The sequence below is a fragment of the Pseudomonas flexibilis genome (assembly GCF_000806415.1).
GTDB lineage: Bacteria > Pseudomonadota > Gammaproteobacteria > Pseudomonadales > Pseudomonadaceae > Serpens > Serpens flexibilis.
Window position 1 is genome coordinate 254,204 of the sequence record NZ_JTAK01000006.1, and the last position, 15,645, is coordinate 269,848.

Below are 15,645 nucleotides of genomic sequence, written 5' to 3' on the forward strand. Positions count from 1 at the left end.
CCATGAACGCCTCCTGCGCTGCCGAACCCGTCCTTCGTCACGAGCCCTCACCGATGCTCGCGCCGCAGGAAGAGCAGCGCTGGCTGTTGCGCTATCTGCCGCTGGTCAAGCGCATTGTCAGTCAGCTGTCGCTGCAGGCCAGCTCGGCACTGGATCGCGAAGACATGGAGCAGATTGGCCTGTTGGGGCTGCTCGACAGCCTGCGTCGCTATGGCGAGCCGGATGAGGGCTTTGCGCGCTTCGCCAGCCTGCGGGTGCGAGGTGCCATCCTCGACGAACTGCGCCGCCAGGACTGGCGGCCGCGGCCGGTGCGCCAGCAGACCCACAAGCTGCGCGATGCCGTGCGCGAGCTGACCCGCCGGCTGGGCCGCGAGCCCACCGACGAGGAAGTCATTGCCCATACCGGTTTGAGCGAGGAGGCCTACCAGAACTATCTGGTTGACCTGTCCTGCGAAGCCATCGAAAGCCTCGATGGCCTGCTGCAGGCTGGCCAGGAAAGTCGCTTCGGCGATAACGGATTCGAGGAGCAGGTGCAGCGCGAGCGTCTGCTGGCCCAGGTATTGGGTCTGCTGCCGGAGCGCGAGCAACTGGTCCTCACCCTGTACTACCAGCACGAGCTCTCCCTCAAGGAGATCGCGCTGGTTCTGGAACTCAGCGACGCACGCATCTGCCAGCTGATCAAGCAGGCCATCCAGCGCGCCTGCGCCTTGTTGAACGAGCCTAACAAGCCCTAACCAGTCGAGCCCGTCATGCAGAAGATACTTGGATCCCTCATCATCGTTGCCTGTGTTCTCGGTGGCTACGCACTGGCCAACGGCGAACTGGCGATGCTCTGGCAGCCGGCGGAAATGCTGATCATCGTGGGTGCCGCACTCGGCAGCCTGGTGGTCGGCAATCCCAAGGAAGTGCTGATCGAAATGGCCAAGCAGGCCAAGGGCGTGGTCGTCTACAAGCGCCGTGGCGAAGAGTTCCAGCGCCAGTTGCTGATGCTCCTCTACGAACTGCTGGAAATGGTCGAGATCGGCGGTCTTAAGGTGCTCGACGAACACATCGAGGCGCCCGAGCAGAGCAGCGTGTTCGGCAAGTACCCGATGATCATCGCCGAGCCCAACCTGATGGCCTTCATCGCCGACAACTTCCGCCTGATGGCCATGGGCAAGATCAGCGCTCACGAACTGGAAGGCTTCCTCGAGCAGGAACTGGAGGCCATGGAGGAAGCCCTGCTGCTGCCGTCCCGCTCGCTCAACCAGGTGGCCGAGGCGATGCCCGGCTTCGGTATTCTCGCGGCGATCATGGGCATCATCATCACGATGGGCAACATCGGCGGCTCGGTGGCCGAAGTGGGTGCGCACGTGGCCGCCGCGCTGGTTGGTACGTTCCTCGGCATCTTCTTCTGCTACTGCGTGATGCAGCCGCTGGCCAACGCCATGACCCAGCGCATTCGCACCGAGATCTCGGCGCTGGAATGCGTGCGTACCACCCTGGTCGCCCACGTCGCTGGCAAGCCCACCCTGTTGTCGGTGGACGCCGGCCGCAAGCTGATCGAGCAGGACGTCAAGCCCGCCTTCAGCCAGCTGGAAGCCTGGGTCAACCGCTATGAAGAAGAGCGGGACGCGGCATGAGCCTGAAAAAGAAGCGGGAGGGCGAGAAGGAAATTGTCGTCAGGCGGCGCAGCAAGAAAGGCCACGGCGAAGCCCACAGCGGTGCCTGGAAGGTCGCCTTCGCCGACTTCACCCTGGCGATGATGGCTTTGTTCATGGTGCTGTGGATCATCAACCCCAGCAAATCCTCCGCGCCGATCACCGCCGAAGACCCGGTCAGCAACCCCCTGATGGAAGGCATGATCAACATCTTCGACGGTTTCGATGCACCGGTGGAGCTGGAAGCCAGGCCCTCGCAGCCGGAGCCGCAGCCCGAGCCGAAAAAGGCCGACGAAGCCACCGAGGAGCCGATTCCCAGCAAGATCTACCGCACCCGTCAGGAGCTGGAGCAGCTGGCCGAGCTGATTGACGTACTGTCCGGCAAGCTGGACGCGCTGACCAACCTGGAGGTGGCGGTGGTGCCGCAGGGGCTGCGCATCCTGATCAAGGATGACGAACAGCGCTACATGTTCGAGCGCGGCAGCGCCAAGCTGAATCCACACTTCAAGACCTTGCTGGGCAACCTGGCAGAGGTTCTTTCCAAGGTGGAAAATCGCATCATCATCAGCGGCCACACCGACGCCACCCAGTACCGGCGCAGCGCGCTGTACAACAACTGGAACCTGTCCGGCGACCGCGCCCTGGTGGCCCGCAATGTCCTGGTGCAGTCCGGCCTGCCGGGCGAGCGCATCCTGCAGGTCACCGCCCTGGCCGATGTGATGCCGCTTAATCCGCTGGAGCCCACCGATGGGATCAACCGCCGCATCGAGCTGCTGTTGCTGACCGAGCGGGCCGAGGTGCTGTACCGCGAGCTGTTCGGCGAGAGCTATCCGCAAGCACGGTTGAATCGCCAGCTCACGCCGTCCGGTACATAAGAGATCGACGCTGTTCCGGCCGGCGGTTGGCTTACCCCTACCGCCGGCTGGAAATCACCCGAAGCGGCAGCCACGCATGCTCTCTCCGTAGGAGCGACTTCACTCGCGAGCGTCTGGGTTCGGCCGCACGCGGCTCAGGTTGTAGGGTGGACAACGCTTTGTTTGTCCACCGTTATGCGGCGCCCTCGGGCGACCCAAAAAACGCCGACCGCCCTACAGGTGCTCCGCGCACGTGGCCAGCAGGGGCGTCAGGGCCAGCAGGCCGCCCAGTTTCACCCAGTTCGGCAGCGTACGGCGCCTGCTCCTGACCAGCGTGGCAGAAGATGACACGTTCGGCGCTGATAGCGCCTCCTCCCCTGTCTCCGGTTCGATGAACTCCGGATTGAACAGATAGCCACGACGCGGCAGGGTCTGGATGATATTCCGCCCCTTCTCGTCGCCGAGAAGCTGCCGCAGCACATAGATCTGCTGGTTCAGGCTGCCCTGGCTGACCACACGGTCAGTCCAGCCGTACTCGAGCAACTCCTCGCGGCTGACCACCTCGCCCGGGCTGCGCAGCAGGCGTTCCAGCACGCGGCTGCCCGCGTAACCCAGTTCAATGCGTTGGTCGCTCCCCTGAGGACGCAATTGGTATTGGCGCGCCTGGAAAAGGAGACGGCAGTCACCCTGGCCGGTACGCAGGCGGATGACTTCGCGAGTCGATTGGCTTTGAGGGATCATGGCAATGAAGGACTGTCAGTGATGGAGGCGTCAAAAAAACCGTGAACTGCGTCGGTGAGTGACTTTTTGCAAGGTTCGTTCCGGGCGGTTGCCAGTCCCCTGTGGCCGGGTGACGAAAGGCGGCTTCTGCGAAGCGGGTCACAAATCGCCGACCAATAAAAAACCCCGCCGAAGCGGGGTTTTTTTGCCAGTACCGAACCCTCTGCAGCGGGTCCGGTATGACGGTGGCGCTTAGCCCAGCAGGGACAGGGCCAGGCCGCCCATCTGGCTGGTTTGCTTCAGCATGGCGACGCTGGACTGCATCAGCATGTTCTGCTTGGTCATCTTGGTCGACTCGGCGGCGAAGTCGGTGTCCATGATGCGGCCCATGGCAGTGTTGGTGTTGTCGGCCATGTTGGCCAGGTTGTTGATGGTGTGGTTCAGGCGGTTGATGTTCGCACCCATGGCGCCACGCGCAGCACCAACCTCGGTCAGCAGGGTGTCCAGCTCACCGATCATGGTACGGGCGGTAGCGCCGCCACTGGCGATGCTGCCGGAGACAGCAGTCAAGGCGGTGTCGATAGCGGTCAGCTCGGCGGACACATCCACGCTGAGGGTTTCAGCGCTGGAGGAACCGATCTGCAGTTCCACTGCTGCGGCCAGCTTGCCACTGGCGCCGAACAGGTTGTTGGTTGCGCCGTAGCTGGTGTTGTCGATGATGTTGGTCAGCTCGGCATTCAGCTCGGCGTACTCGGCATCCAGCGCGGTCAGGTCGGAGGCGCTGTTGGTGCCGTTGGCGGCCTGGGTGGCCAGGTCCTTCATGCGCAGCACGATGTTGGTGAACTCGTTCAGCGCGCCTTCAGCGGTTTGCAGCAGGGAAATGCCGTCCTGGGCGTTGCGCTGGGCAACGGCCTGGCCGCGGCCCTGGGCGTTCAGGCGAGTGGCGATCTGCAGGCCAGCGGCGTCGTCAGCGGCGCTGTTGACACGGAAGCCAGTACCCAGACGCTGCTGGCTTACACCCAGAGCAGAGTTGGACTTGGCCATGTTGGTTTGGGTCAGCAGAGCGGCGTAGTTGGTATGAATCGAGATGGCCATGTTGGGCCTCCTTCAAAGAAATCTGTCTTTTGGAAAGCTGGCTTCGATTGCCTGCTAATCCCTCAAGGCGACGCTTTCGCGAGGAGGCTTAAATGTTTTTTGAAAATAATTGCAGATGGCTATCACGGTGGCGCCGCGCACTTCACCTGTAGGGGCTCGCGGACAATTCGCTCCCGGTCGGCTTATTCCCCACCCATGGCAAAATTCGGCAGCCGATCCACTGGCTGGGTGAAGGCGAACGGAATGGATTCCAGCGCCATGCCGACGTTGCGCTGGATGACGAAGTGCAGGTGCGGGCCGGTGCTGTTGCCGGTATTGCCGGAGCGGGCGATGGGTTGGCCCTGGGCGACCCGCTGGCCCTCGCGTACACGAACCGAGCCCTGTTGCAGGTGCAGGTAGACGCCCATGGTGCCGTCGTCATGGAGGATGCGGACGTAGTTGCCGGACGGGTTGCCGGCCCGGCCGCTCTGATGGTTCTCCAGGCTGACCACCACGCCGGCACGGGCGGTCAGGATCGGCGTGCCGACGGGCATGGCGATGTCCACCGCATGGCGGCCCTTGGGGGTGAAGTGGCTGTAGCGACCGTTCGGCCCCTGTGACAGGCGAAACGGTCCGCCCAGCCAGGGCAGCGGGTAGCGGCTCTGGGTTGGCAGCAGGCGTGGATCGCCCAGCACATGGCGCAGGCGCGGGGTATAGCTCGGCGGCCGGGCGGGATCACGGGGCGCCAGGGTGAGCAGGCGGATATGGCTGCGTGGCGGCAGGATCCAGCGAATGGGCTGGTCCGGTACGCCAACGGCGTTGTCGACGTCTTCCAGGCTGAGCTCGATCTGCACCGGCGCATACAGCTCGTTGTGCACCCGCAGGGTTTCGCCGGCTGCGTGACGGCTGATGTCCAGATGGACCCGCGACTCCAGCCGCTCCTCGGCCTCGTTGTTCAGCCGCAGCACGGCCGCGCCGGGAACGGCGCGGTCACTGTAGGTGACCACGCCGGCGGCGTCGGTGTACTTATAGACCGTCAGGCTGCTGGCCTGGGCGGCGGTGCCTAGCAGAGCGGCGGCGATGACGAACAGGCGAAGCGGCATGGCATCGGCAGGGTGCAAGGGGGGCGAGCCGAGAGACTAGCGAGGCCGCTGTCCGATGGCGACAGGCAGGGTGTAAGGCTGTGAAGGGCTCGGCTTTACGGAGCGCCGTCGCGGACAAGTCCGCTCCCGCGAAGCGCGGCCTGCGCGCACCTGTGGGAGCAGACTTGTCCGCGGGCAGACGCCTCAGCCGCCCGGCACGAAATGCCGCTGGGCGGTTCCGCGGGCGATCTGCCGGGACAGGTACTCGAGCTTCTGTGGATCGCTGTCCACGAAGCGCACGATGAGTTGCAGCCACTCGCTGGTAGGCTTGGGCTCGGCGGCGGCAATGGCGTGCACGTAGCCGTTCAGACGGGCCACGTCGTTGTCCTCGCCGTGCTGCAGGTCCAGCACGGCGCTTTCCAGAACCTGTGGCACCAGTCCAGCGCGGTTGATCAGCAGCGAGGCATCCTTGAGGCTGAGGGCCTTGATCAGGCAGGGCAGCGTGCCGCCGGACAACCGCAGCTGGCCACGCGAGCGGTTATTGGCGGGTTTGGCGGGCTCGGCTGCCCTGGGGGCCGGTTTCGGCCTGGGTGCGGGGTCCGCAGGGGCGGCTGCCATGGGGGGAGCCTCGACAGCAGGCTCCACCGCGATCGTGCTGGCGGCAGGCGCAGAGGATGCTGCCGCGCGTCCCGCGGTCAGCGTGCTGACGGAGTCATTGGCGAGGGTGCTGGTAAAGCTGGGCGCGGCCTGGGAGTGCAGATCATCGAGACGGCCAGTGCTTTGCAGGGCCTTCTTGACCTTGGAAAGCAGTTGCTCGCTGGTGAAGGGCTTGCCGATGTAGTCGCTGACCCCAGCCTGTACGGCCTGAACCACATTGCTCTTGTCGCCACGGCTGGTGACCATGATGAACGGGGTTTTCTTGAGCCCCTCTTCGCTGCGGCACCAGTTGAGCAGGTCGAGGCCGGACATCTCCGGCATTTCCCAGTCGCAGAGAATCAGGTCGACGCTGTTGCGGCTGAGAAATTGCTGCGCCTTGCGCCCGTTGGCGGCTTCTTCGACGCGAATTCCCGGGAAATGGACGCGCAGACCCTTCTTAACCAGATCGCGGATGAACGCGGCATCATCCACTATGAGAACACTGACTCTGCTCATCGGCCCTTCCTTCAACTCGTGGGGGCAAGCATAGCGCCCTCTAATAGCCAAACGCCATGACTGTCGACGGAAGGCTGGAGGCATGGCCTGGCGCTTTGCACGATAAGCGTGCGCCCCGCTGGTTTCAGCGTATCGGCAGACTGCCCGTTCGCTTTAGGCGTTCGCGCCGGATGGCTGGCGGACAGGTGGGCTCATGTCAAATCGCCGACCAATGGGCGAGCAGCTGCGGCAGTTGATCGAGACGGCTGATCTGCGCGTCGGGCGCGGCCTCGCCCTGCCAGGCGAGGCCGCGCGGGTTGTACCAGATGGCGCGCAGGCCGGCGGCCCGGGCGCCCTGGATATCGTCCAGTGGATGATCACCCACGTGTACCGCCTCGCCGGGCGCCACCCCGGCGCGACGCAGCGCCTCGCGAAACGGTAGCGGGTCGGGTTTGCCCACGCCAAGCTCCTCGGCACACAGGGCGAACTGGAAATAATCGGCCAGGCCCAGGCGGCGCACATCCGCGTTGCCGTTGGTCAGCACGGCCAGCCGGTAACGGTTGGCCAACACTTCAAGGGTCGAGTGAACGTCAGGGAAGAGGCTGACCCGGTGCCGCGCGGCCAGGAACACCTGGAAGGCCTGCTCGGCCAGCTCGCGGGCTTCCTCGTCCTCATAGCCTGCATTGCGCAGGGCGCGCAGCAGTACGCGGCGGCGCAGCTCGCTGATGCGGTGCTTGAGCGGTGGCTCGGCGGCGACCAGTTCGGACCGGATGTGCCACAGCTGCTCGACCTCCGCTTCGCCGATGCGCGGTGCGGCGCCGAGCAGCCACTCGCGCAGCGCGGTCTCGGCGCTTTCCAGCACCGGGGCGACTTCCCACAGGGTGTCGTCAAGATCGAAGGTGATCAGTTGAATGCTCATGGCTTGTCACTGCTGCGGCGCCTGGCGCGGGGATGACTGCTGTCGTAGACCTTGGCCAGGTGCTGGAAATCCAGATGGGTATAGATCTGCGTGGTGCCGATGTCGGCGTGGCCGAGCAGCTCCTGCACGGCGCGCAGATCCTGGGACGATTCCAGCAGGTGGCTGGCGAAGCTGTGGCGCAGCATGTGCGGATGCAGGTGCTGGCCAAGCGTCCGGACACCGGCCTGGCGCATCTGCTGGCGAACCACGCGCGGGTGGATGCGTGCACCGCGCACGCCGATGAACAGCGCATTGTCCTGTGGCGCCAGCTGCGCTCGCTCACGCAGCCACACGCGCAGCGCTTCGCGGGCCTGCCGGCCGACCGGCAGCACACGGGTCTTGTTGCCCTTGCCGGTGACGCGCACCAGGCCGGCGTCCAGATCCAGGTCGGCAAGTTCCAGGCCGACCAGCTCACCCAGGCGCAGGCCGGAGGAATACAGCAGTTCGAGCATGGCGTGGTCGCGACGGGCGACGGCGTCGTCGCCCACTGTTGCGTCCAGCAGTTGCATGGCGCGGTCGGTATCCAGCGTGCGCGGCAGGCGACGTTCGCCCTTGGGGGGCGACAGGCCGACCGCCGGGTCATGGCGGCAGCGCCCTTCGCGCAGCAGGTAGCGGTAAAGGCCGCGCACGGCCGACAGGAGTCGGGCCAGGCTGCGTCCGGACAGGCCCTGGCCGTGCAGCTCGGCCAGCAGCAGACGCAATTGCTGCGGCGTCAGCGAAGCCCAGTCCGCAATTCCCTGTTGCGCACACCAGGCGAGCACCTTGCCGAGGTCACGGCGGTAGCCGTCCAAGGTATGCGCCGACAGCTGGCGCTCGCTGCGCAGCTGTTCGAGGTAGGTGTCGAGGTCGGTTTGCATGGGCGTCACCGGTGGGAGCGGACTGGTCCGCGAGCTCTTCTTGCAGGCCGCATCAAAGAGCTCGCGAATGAATTCGCTCCCACGGTGCGGGTCAGCGCACCTGGCGCAGCGGCGAGGCGCAGCGTGGCAGCACGCGGGCCAGCACTTCGGCGATATAGCCGAGGAACAGGGTGCCCAGCGAGCTCTTGTAGTGCTGCGGGTCGGGGCTGCCGATGGCCAGGACACCCAGTTGGCCCTGGTTGCCCAGGCCGATTACCGCGGCGGAGCCGATCTGCTCGCTGTCCTCGGCGAACAGGAACCTCAGTTCGGCCGGACGCAGCGCACCGCTGATGGCACGGCCGGCACTGAGCAGGCCGCCAATGGCCTGTTGGGCTTCGCCCAGCGGTATCACCCGGCCGACGTCGCACGGCGTGTCGCGAAACAACACCAGGCTGACGAACGGTACCTGGAAGTCGTGGCGCAGGCTGTCTTCCACGGCGCTGACCAGGTCCTCGAGGCTGCCGGCGTCCAGCAGGGCGAGCACCAGTCGCTTGCTCTTGTCGAACAGGCGGTCGTTGTCGCGCGCCACGTCCATCAGCTGGTTCAACCGCTGGCGCAGCTCGATGTTGCGCTCGCGCAGCAGCCGGACCTGGCGCTCGACCAGCGACACCGCCTGGCCGGGCTGGTGGGGAATGCGCAGCTCGGGGATCAGCTCCTCGAAGTCGACGAAGAACTCGGGATGCTGGCGCAGGTACTGGGCCACGGCGTCGGCATCGAGGGTCGGGAGCTGTTCGGTCATAGGCGGATCTGTCCTTCGTAAACACGCACGGCGGGGCCGGTCATGATCACCGGGCGGCCGGGGCCGGCCCATTCGATGCTCAGACGTCCGCCGGGCAGTTCGAGTTGCACGGGCGACTCCATCCAGCCCTGGCGAATGGCTGCGACAGCAGCGGCGCAGGCGCCCGTGCCGCAGGCCTGGGTTTCCCCGGCACCGCGCTCCCAGACGCGCAGGCGCGCCTGGTGACGGTCTACGACCTGCAGGAAACCGACATTCACCCGCTGCGGAAAGCGCGGGTGGTGCTCCAGCTTCGGACCCAGCGCATGCACCGGAGCGGTGTCGACATTGTCGACCCGCAGCACGGCATGCGGATTGCCCATGGAAACCGCGGCCAGCTCCACTTCACGGCCGTCGACCTCGACGCGGTAGCTCAGCGCCTCGGCCTCGGCCTGGAAAGGAATCTGCGCCGGCGCCAGGCGCGGCGCGCCCATGTCGACGCTGATCTGGCCATCGGAGCGCACGCGCAGCTCGATGATGCCGCTCTTGGTTTCCACGCGGATGCGCCGCTTGCTGGTCAGGCGCTTGTCCAGCACGAAACGGGCGAAGCAGCGGGCGCCATTGCCGCACTGCTCCACCTCCGAGCCGTCGGCGTTGAAGATCCGGTAGCGGAAATCCACGTCCGGGTCGCTGGGCGGCTCGACGATCAGCAGCTGGTCGAAACCGATGCCGGTATGCCGGTCGCCCCACGCCTTGGCGTGCTTGGGCTGGATGTGCGCGTGCTGGCTGACCAGGTCGAGGACCATGAAGTCGTTGCCCAGGCCATGCATCTTGGTGAAGCGCAGCAGCATGCGATGACCTCAGTTGGGCAGCAGGCTTTCGCCGGCGAACAGCTCGGTCAGGGTTTCACGGCGGCGCACTTCATGGACCTGTTCGCCATCCACCAGCACCTCGGCGGCGCGGCCGCGGGTGTTGTAGTTCGAACTCATCACGAAACCGTAGGCACCAGCGGAGCGCACGGCCAGCAAGTCGCCTTCGGCCAGGGCCAGCTCGCGGTCCTTGCCGAGGAAGTCGCCGGTCTCGCAGATCGGTCCGACGATGTCCCAGGGTTGCGGCTGCGCGTCACGCTTCTCGACCGGTACGATGTCCATCCAGGCCTGGTACAGGGCCGGGCGGATCAGGTCGTTCATCGCCGCGTCGATGATGGCGAAGTTCTTGTGGTCGGTGCGCTTGAGGAATTCCACCCGGGTCAGCAGCACGCCGGCGTTGGCGACGATGGAGCGGCCCGGCTCGAAGACCAGGGCCAGGTCGCGGCCGGCGATGCGCTCGCGCACCGCGGCGATGTAGTCCCCGGCCAGCGGCGGCTGCTCGTCGCGATACTGGACGCCCAGGCCACCGCCCAGGTCCAGGTGGCGAATGCGGATGCCGCGTTCGGCCAGGCGGTCGATCAGCACCAGCAGGCGATCCAGCGCATCCAGGAACGGCGACAGGCTGGTCAGCTGGGAGCCGATGTGGCAGTCCACGCCGATGATTTCCAGGTTCGGCAGCTCGGCGGCGCGAGCGTAGACGGCCTCGGCTTTGGCGATGTCGATGCCGAACTTGTTTTCCTTGAGACCGGTGGATATGTACGGGTGGGTGCCGGCGTCGACGTCCGGATTCACGCGCAGGGAGATCGGCGCGCGCTTGCCCAGGCTGGCGGCCACGTCCTGCAGGCGTTCGAGTTCTTCGGCGGATTCGACGTTGAAGCAGTGCACGCCTACGTCCAGGGCGCGGCGCATATCCTCGCGGCTCTTGCCGACCCCGGAGAACACGATTTTGCCCGGCTCGCCGCCGGCGGCCAGCACGCGCTCCAGTTCACCGCGCGAGACGATATCGAAGCCGGCGCCCAGGCGCGCCAGCACGTTCAGCACGCCCAGGTTGGAGTTGGCCTTGACGGCGAAGCACACCAGATGCGGCATTCCGACCAGCGCATCGGCGTAGGCGCGATACTGGGCCTCGATGTGGGCGCGGGAATAGACATAGGTGGGGGTGCCGAAGCGCTCGGCGATGGCGGGCAGAGCCACGCCTTCCGCGAACAGTACGTTGTCGCGGTAGTTGAAGGGTTGCATGCAGCCTCCTGGGCTGACCGGGCCCGCGTGCCGGGCTCCGGGCTCTAGAATTCGAACCGGTCCTTGCTATGCCCGGCGTTTGGCTCGTCCGGGTGGTACAGGGGACCCTTCTGACCGCAGCCACTGAGACCCACGCTGAACACGAAGAGCACCAGGAGCGATGGCAACAGGCGCTTCATGGCGAAAATCCTTGTAAAAGCGGTGATTGCGCCGGAGTATACCGGCCCCCCGGCAGCTTGCCTATGCGCCGCTCCGGGACTTGCCGGCGCGCGGGGCACTCGCCATCCTTGCCGGTATTTGAGGAGAGTGCCATGACGCTGAGTGAAGCCCGTTTCCACGATCTGGTCGACAGCCTGCAGCAGGATGTCGAGGATGTTTTCGACGACAGTGGCCTGGACGTCGACCTGGAAAACAGCAACGGTGTGCTCACCGTGCGCTTCGAGAACGGCAGCCAGCTGATCCTCAGTCGCCAGGAGCCGCTGCGCCAGCTCTGGGTGGCGGCCCGCTCCGGTGGTTTCCATTTCGACTACGACCAGATCAGCGAGCGCTGGATCTGCGACACCAGTGGCGAGCGGCTGGGCGAGTTGCTGAGCCGCGTGGTTAGCCAGCAGGCGGGCGAGGCGCTGGGCTTCGACGCCCTGTAACCCGGTCCTCTTGCTTATTTGCCCGGCTATGGTAGGTTCAGTCCGGTACGCAAAAAAACCCCGCCTTCCAGGCTGTGTGACACTGCGCATACGACGCATCGGCCGATCCGGCCTTATCTTCGCTTGCTCGCTCACACTGCCGCTTCGGCGGGGTTTTTGCTTTTCCGTGTTTTGCAATCGAACAACCAAGGAGTCAGCAGCAGGCCATGAGCAGCACACCCTCGATTACCGTCACTCGCCTCGATATGCAGCGTCTGGAAAAGCTGCTGGACAGTCTGGAGGATTACACCCCGGCCGCCGAGGCGCTGGAGGCGGAGCTGTCGCGCGCCACGGTGGTCGGCCACGATGAGGTGCCGGCGGGGGTGGTGACCATGAATTCCCGCGTGCATTGCCGCGAGGAGAGCACTGGCAAGGACTATCACCTGACCCTGGTCTACCCGCAGAACGCCGGCAAGGAAGGCACCGTGTCGGTGCTGGCGCCAGTGGGCACCGCGTTGCTCGGCCTGACCACCGGTCAGAAGATCGAGTGGCCGGCGCCCGGCGGCAAGACCCTCACGCTGACCCTGCTGGAAGTCGAGTACCAGCCGGAAGCGGCGGGCGACTATCAGTTGTAGGTAAGTCGTTCGCTCCCGCAGGGCCGACCTCTCTGCTGTTGGGAGCGGACTTGTCCGCGAGCCTTTCGTGCAGGCCACGCCCAGAAGCTCGCGAATGAATTCGCTCCCACCGACCCTTAGCCGGGGCCGTTTTTCCTGGGCGTGGACTTGTCCGCGCGCTCTTCGTGCAGGCCCCACATCATCGTTCAGCCCCGCGTGCTGCCGCCCTGCAGGTCACGCATCAGCAGGGCGTACTGCAGGTCGACGCTTTCCGGTACCGGCAGGTACAGGGTGTGGCCATCGCCCGGCGCCACGTCGCGGCGCTGGCCCTGGGCATCTTCCAGGGCCTCGAGGGTGAAGTTCAGGTTGCCCTGCGGAGTCATCAGTTCCAGCCGGTCACCGAGGGCGAAACGGTTCTTCACCTTCACCTCGGCCAGGCCGTTCCGGCGCTCGCCGGTCAGCTCGCCGACGAACTGCTGGCGCTCGGACAGCGAGAAGCCGCGCTCGTAGTTCTGGTATTCGTCATGCACGTGACGGCGCAGGAAGCCTTCCGTGTAGCCGCGGTGCGCCAGTGACTCCAGGGTATCCATCAGCGACTTGTCGAACGGCCGGCCGGCGACCGCGTCGTCGATGGCCTGGCGGTACACCTGTGCGGTGCGCGCCACGTAGTAGTGGCTCTTGGTGCGGCCCTCGATCTTCAGCGAGTGCACGCCCATCTTCACCAGGCGCTCGATGTGCTGCACGGCGCGCAGGTCCTTGGAGTTCATGATGTAGGTGCCGTGTTCGTCCTCGGTGGCCTCCATGAACTCGCCGGGGCGGGTCACGTCCTCGAGCAGGAACACCTCATCGGTCGGTGCGCCGACCCCCAGGGTCGCATTTGCCGGCTGCACGGCGATCGGTTCGTACTGGTGCACCACCTCGCCCAGCTCGTTTTCCTTGGCCTCGTGGGTCTTGTACTCCCAGCGGCAGGCGTTGGTGCAGCTGCCCTGATTGGGGTCGCGCTTGTTGATGTAGCCCGACAGCAGGCAACGGCCCGAATAGGCCATGCATAGCGCGCCATGCACGAATACCTCCAGCTCCATGCCGGGCACCTGCTCGCGGATCTCGCCGATCTCCTCCAGCGACAGCTCGCGGGACAGGATCGCGCGGGTCAGCCCCTGGCGGCGCCAGAACTCCACGCTGGCCCAGTTCACCGCGTTGGCCTGCACCGACAGGTGCACATGCATATGCGGGAAGTGCTCGCGCACCAGCATGATCAGCCCCGGGTCGGACATGATCAGTGCGTCCGGCCCCATCGCCACCACCGGCTCCAGATCCTTGATGAAGGTCTTCAGCTTGGCGTTGTGCGGCGCGATGTTGACCACCACATAGAACTGCTTGCCCTGGGCATGGGCCTCGGCGATGCCCAGCGCCAGGTTGGCGTGGTCGAACTCGTTGTTGCGTACCCGCAGGCTGTAGCGCGGCTGACCCGCATACACCGCATCGGCGCCGTAGGCGAAGGCGTAGCGCATGGACTTGAGCGTCCCGGCGGGGGACAGCAGCTCGGGGCGGAAGGTCTGGGACATCGGGCGACGGCTCGGGTAAACGTGGAGGGCCGGCATTTTACCCGCTTTTCCGAGTGGCGTACCGGGGCATTCGGTCGGCGACCTGAGGCGAGTCGGGCTGGGTGCGGAGCTGGCTGGGCCGTGCAGGTTGCGGGTAGAGGTTCGCGGACAGGTCGCTGCCACGGGTTCGTGCCATGCTGAGCCGGCGCGCTTCGTGGTCCACCTCTGGCCGGGCGACCTTAGGTGGGCGCACCTCGGCGGTCCCCCCTAGGCGGGCCCCCAAAAGCTCGGGAATGAATTCGCTCCTAGAGGTGTGACCATCCCGCCATTCCGACTGGCGGTGTTTGCCGGTATGTTCGGCGTCTGTTCCCGTCGATACCGTGTCCATGCAGCCCCTCGCCCATCCCCTGCCCGCCAGCCTGACCCTGCTCGCCGCGCTGTACGTCGCCCAGGGCCTGCCCTCCGGGCTGATGGCCCACGCCCTGCCGGTGCTGTTGCGCCAGCAGGGTGTCGACCTGGCGCTGATCAGTCTGCTCAAGCTGCTGGCGCTACCCTGGTTGCTCAAGGTGCTGTGGGCGCCGTGGATCGACCGCCTGGGCGGCTCGCCGCTCGGCCATCGGCGCGGCTGGATCCTGCCCCTGCAGGCCGGCGTGGCGTTACTGCTCATCGTGCTGGCCTGGCTGCCCCAGGCGCAGCTGTTCGGCCCCTGGCTGCCGCTGCTGCTCGGCCTGCTGCTGCTGATCAACCTGGCGGCGGCCACCCAGGACGTGGCGACCGACGGGCTGACCGTGCGCCTGCTGCCGGAGCGCTGGCGCGGCCTGGGCAACAGCCTGCAGGTGGGTGGCTACAAGGTCGGCATGCTGGCCGGCGGCAGCGGCCTGCTGCTGGTGGCTGATGATCTGGGCTGGCGCTGGACGCTGCTCGCTCTGGGCCTGCTGGTGCTGCTGCTGCTGATCCCGCTGCTGCGCTTTCCCGAGCGTCGCGTGCTGCCGTTCCACGCCGAGTGCGCCGAGCCGGCCGGTGTGACCCTGCCCTGGCGTCACTACCGCGGCCTGCTGGTGCTGCCGGGCATGGGGCTGTGGCTGCTGGTGCTGCTCAGCTTCAAGCTCGGCGATGCGCTGGGTTCGCCGATGATCAAGCCGATGCTGGTCGACCAGGGCTGGGGCGCGGCAGCGCTCGGGCAGCTCACCCTTCTCAGCAGCCTGCTCGGCATCGGCGGCGCGCTGGCGGGGGGCTGGCTGTACGGCCGAATCGGCGTCCTGCGTGCCTTGCTGCTCGGTGGTCTGCTGCAGGCCATCGGGATCGCCGGCATGGCCTTGCTGATCGGTCAGGCCGAGGTGGCGTCGGTGTACGCCGTGGCGCTGTTCGAGCAGTTCGCCGATGGACTGTCCACCGTGGTGCTGTTTGCCGCGATGATGCGTCAGTGCCGCGCAGAGCACGAAGGCGCCGACTTCACCCTGCAGGCTTCGGTGCAGTTGCTGCTCGGCGGCATCGTGGGTGCGTTCAGCGGCGTGCTGGCCAAACTGCTTGGCTATCCGGGGCTGTTTCTGCTGGCCGGCGGGCTGGGGGTGATGGCGCTAGGGGTGGTACTGACGGCCCGAGGGCCTTTGCGTGGGGGCCTGGTGGACAAGGAAAGCGTTGTCCACCCTACGTGACTGATGGCTGGGACCTGTTTTTTGTAGGAGC

At 66.0% G+C, this 15,645-nt stretch carries 17 protein-coding genes; 6 read left to right on the forward strand and 11 right to left on the reverse strand.

Annotated features, from left to right (window positions below; all coding sequences use genetic code 11):
* Positions 1-2 precede the first annotated feature (2 nt).
* From PT85_RS15400 to PT85_RS15410, 3 genes are read left to right on the forward strand one after another with little or no spacing between them, the layout of a single operon-like run.
* Entirely contained in the window at positions 3-734 is a 732-nt protein-coding gene (locus tag PT85_RS15400) for a FliA/WhiG family RNA polymerase sigma factor (protein ID WP_039607155.1), read from the forward strand.
* Positions 735-749: 15 nt separating this feature from the next.
* Positions 750-1,622, forward strand: a complete 873-nt coding sequence (gene motA, locus PT85_RS15405) for a flagellar motor stator protein MotA (protein WP_027589637.1) — start codon at positions 750-752, stop codon at positions 1,620-1,622.
* Positions 1,619-2,515, forward strand: coding sequence for an OmpA family protein (locus PT85_RS15410; protein WP_039607156.1), 897 nt, complete (start codon positions 1,619-1,621; stop codon positions 2,513-2,515). The genes motA and PT85_RS15410 overlap by 4 nt, the downstream gene beginning before the upstream one ends.
* A gap of 213 nt (positions 2,516-2,728) precedes the next feature.
* Here the strand turns inward: PT85_RS15410 and PT85_RS15415 are convergent, their stop codons facing one another.
* The 10 genes from PT85_RS15415 to lptM form a co-directional block, all read right to left on the reverse strand.
* Positions 2,729-3,235 (reverse strand): winged helix-turn-helix domain-containing protein, encoded by a 507-nt coding sequence (locus PT85_RS15415; RefSeq protein ID WP_052237720.1) that lies wholly within the window; start codon positions 3,233-3,235, stop codon positions 2,729-2,731.
* Positions 3,236-3,466: 231 nt separating this feature from the next.
* The gene (locus tag PT85_RS15420; RefSeq protein ID WP_039560130.1) at positions 3,467-4,309 is read right to left on the reverse strand and encodes a flagellin N-terminal helical domain-containing protein; all 843 of its coding nucleotides are present in this window, start codon (positions 4,307-4,309) and stop codon (positions 3,467-3,469) included.
* 182 nt (positions 4,310-4,491) lie between these two features.
* Complete coding sequence (locus tag PT85_RS15425; protein WP_039607157.1) at positions 4,492-5,391, reverse strand: peptidoglycan DD-metalloendopeptidase family protein; 900 nt, start codon at positions 5,389-5,391, stop codon at positions 4,492-4,494.
* Between the two features lie 183 nt (positions 5,392-5,574).
* Positions 5,575-6,522: a response regulator gene (locus PT85_RS15430; protein ID WP_027589641.1), complete on the reverse strand. Its 948-nt coding sequence runs from the start codon at positions 6,520-6,522 to the stop codon at positions 5,575-5,577.
* A 196-nt stretch (positions 6,523-6,718) separates the two neighbouring features.
* Positions 6,719-7,420, reverse strand: coding sequence for an HAD family hydrolase (locus PT85_RS15435; RefSeq protein WP_039560128.1), 702 nt, complete (start codon positions 7,418-7,420; stop codon positions 6,719-6,721).
* On the reverse strand, positions 7,417-8,316 hold the full coding sequence (xerC, locus tag PT85_RS15440; protein ID WP_039560127.1) for a tyrosine recombinase XerC: 900 nt from the start codon (positions 8,314-8,316) through the stop codon (positions 7,417-7,419). Before xerC ends, PT85_RS15435 begins: the two co-directional genes overlap by 4 nt.
* Positions 8,317-8,407: 91 nt before the next feature.
* The gene (locus PT85_RS15445) at positions 8,408-9,094 is read right to left on the reverse strand and encodes a DUF484 family protein (RefSeq protein ID WP_039560126.1); all 687 of its coding nucleotides are present in this window, start codon (positions 9,092-9,094) and stop codon (positions 8,408-8,410) included.
* Entirely contained in the window at positions 9,091-9,921 is an 831-nt protein-coding gene (gene dapF, locus PT85_RS15450; protein WP_039560125.1) for a diaminopimelate epimerase, read from the reverse strand. Before dapF ends, PT85_RS15445 begins: the two co-directional genes overlap by 4 nt.
* 9 nt (positions 9,922-9,930) lie before the next feature.
* On the reverse strand, positions 9,931-11,178 hold the full coding sequence (gene lysA / locus PT85_RS15455; RefSeq protein WP_039607158.1) for a diaminopimelate decarboxylase: 1,248 nt from the start codon (positions 11,176-11,178) through the stop codon (positions 9,931-9,933).
* A gap of 44 nt (positions 11,179-11,222) precedes the next feature.
* Entirely contained in the window at positions 11,223-11,357 is a 135-nt protein-coding gene (lptM, locus tag PT85_RS15460; protein WP_027589647.1) for an LPS translocon maturation chaperone LptM, read from the reverse strand.
* A gap of 132 nt (positions 11,358-11,489) precedes the next feature.
* Here lptM and cyaY point away from each other — a divergent pair, with 132 nt between their 5' ends.
* Both cyaY and rnk read left to right on the forward strand, forming a co-directional pair.
* Positions 11,490-11,822 carry an iron donor protein CyaY gene (gene cyaY / locus PT85_RS15465; protein WP_039607159.1) on the forward strand — a complete coding sequence of 111 codons (333 nt, stop codon included), beginning with the start codon at positions 11,490-11,492 and terminating at the stop codon, positions 11,820-11,822.
* Between the two features lie 206 nt (positions 11,823-12,028).
* Positions 12,029-12,436 (forward strand): nucleoside diphosphate kinase regulator, encoded by a 408-nt coding sequence (gene rnk / locus PT85_RS15470; protein WP_027589649.1) that lies wholly within the window; start codon positions 12,029-12,031, stop codon positions 12,434-12,436.
* 185 nt (positions 12,437-12,621) lie between these two features.
* On the opposite strand, the gene trhP is transcribed toward rnk, so the two are convergent.
* Positions 12,622-13,980 carry a prephenate-dependent tRNA uridine(34) hydroxylase TrhP gene (gene trhP / locus PT85_RS15475; protein WP_039560123.1) on the reverse strand — a complete coding sequence of 453 codons (1,359 nt, stop codon included), beginning with the start codon at positions 13,978-13,980 and terminating at the stop codon, positions 12,622-12,624.
* Positions 13,981-14,345: 365 nt separating this feature from the next.
* Between trhP and PT85_RS15480 the strand changes: the two genes are divergently transcribed.
* A complete protein-coding gene (locus tag PT85_RS15480; RefSeq protein ID WP_052237721.1) occupies positions 14,346-15,614 on the forward strand; it encodes an MFS transporter in 1,269 nt (422 codons plus the stop codon).
* The last annotated feature ends 31 nt before the right edge of the window (positions 15,615-15,645 follow it).